Below are 1,485 nucleotides of genomic sequence, written 5' to 3'. Positions count from 1 at the left end.
CATCGAGCTAAAATTTCATTAATATTATCCCAGCAAATACTATGTGATTGGATTATATTTTTGAAAACGATAGGTTCTTTTTCTTGATACTGTGATTTAAAATCAACAGATTTCATAGGAAATTTTATTAACATTATGACCTCTAAATTTAAATTCTAAAATTATAAATAAGTATCAGAAAATGGGTAGTCAGCAACTAATTTGCTAATATTTTGTTTAACAACACTTCTTATATAAGGATCTTCTCCCTCATAAATTAAATGAGCAATTTGTTTAGCAATTATAGACATAGCCTCATGGCCCATTCCCCTTTGAGTTGCCACCCCTACGCCAACTCGAATACCACTGGTTTCATTTTGAGCAGGCTTAGGATCAAAAGGGATTGTGTTACGATTCATATAAAAACCACAATTCTCTGCCCATATCTCGATTTGTAAGCCTGTTAAATTCCGATTAGGGATAGTTTTATTTAAATCAATCAGAATCATATGGGTATCAGTACCTCCACTAACTAACTTAATATTATATTTATTTGTTAACTCCATTGACAAAAAAGCAGCATTAGATTTAACGTTTTGCATTAGAGTCTTAAATTGTTCTGTTAAAGCATATTCATATGTAACTAATTTAGCGAAAATTTCATGTCCATGAGGACCTGCTGTCAGACCAGGGAAAACAGACCTTGCTAAGCTTTCAGCATACTCAGGTAAACAAGCAATAAAGGCACCACGCGGACCACATAAAGTCTTGTTAGTAGTCATAGTAATAAAAGGAATGCCTTCAAAAAATGGATTATTATTTAATCCAGTAGCGATTAAACCAGCTGGATGCGAGCCATCAAAAAGAAGCTCCGCCTCAGAGTTTCCTTGAACTATTTGTTTAATTCTTGAATGATCCCAATCTCTAGGACATGCTGATCCACCATAAATAACTAAATCAGGATTAATAGAATTAACTTTAACCTTAAAATTATCATAATCCATTAAGCCAGAAGTTTCAGAAAATTGATATTCAAAAATATCATGAATTATACCTAAAATATTTGATTTTAAACCATGTGATAGATGACCTCCGTGATTCATATCAAGACATAATATCTTAAGTCTATTTTTTTTTCTCTTTTTCATAATAGTCAGAACAACCGCTAAATTAGCTTGACTACCCGATAAAATCCTATTATCAACATAATAATTTGTAACATTATTTGGATCAAATAAGTCTAATACAAGCGATTGACTCAACCATGATAAATCATCATAAATTTCACAACCCGGAGCATACCATCCAGGTTTTTTTAATTTAACTAACTCTCTATCTATAATACTTAAATCTTGCAGTCGTTCTAATGAGGAATTTGAAGGAGTACCTTCAAAATATTTTTCAGCAAATACACTAGATAATGCATCTTTTATATGATTTGCCATTGCCCATTCTGATGCAATAAGTGTCAAACTATTATTTCTACGTTCTTTTTCTTGCATAAGT

The 1,485-nt window shown here is 31.6% G+C and carries 1 protein-coding gene; it reads right to left on the bottom strand.

Annotated features, from left to right (window positions below; translation table 11 throughout):
- Positions 1-161: 161 nt before the first annotated feature.
- Positions 162-1,485: serine hydroxymethyltransferase (gene glyA / locus HUN22_RS16965; protein WP_174731855.1), on the bottom strand; the 1,324-nt coding region annotated here is incomplete at its 5' end.

Origin of the sequence: Acinetobacter lactucae (assembly GCF_013344765.1) — a bacterium.
Classification (GTDB): Bacteria; Pseudomonadota; Gammaproteobacteria; order Pseudomonadales; family Moraxellaceae; genus Acinetobacter; species Acinetobacter lactucae_A.
This window is presented reverse-complemented; position numbering and strand designations above follow the sequence as displayed.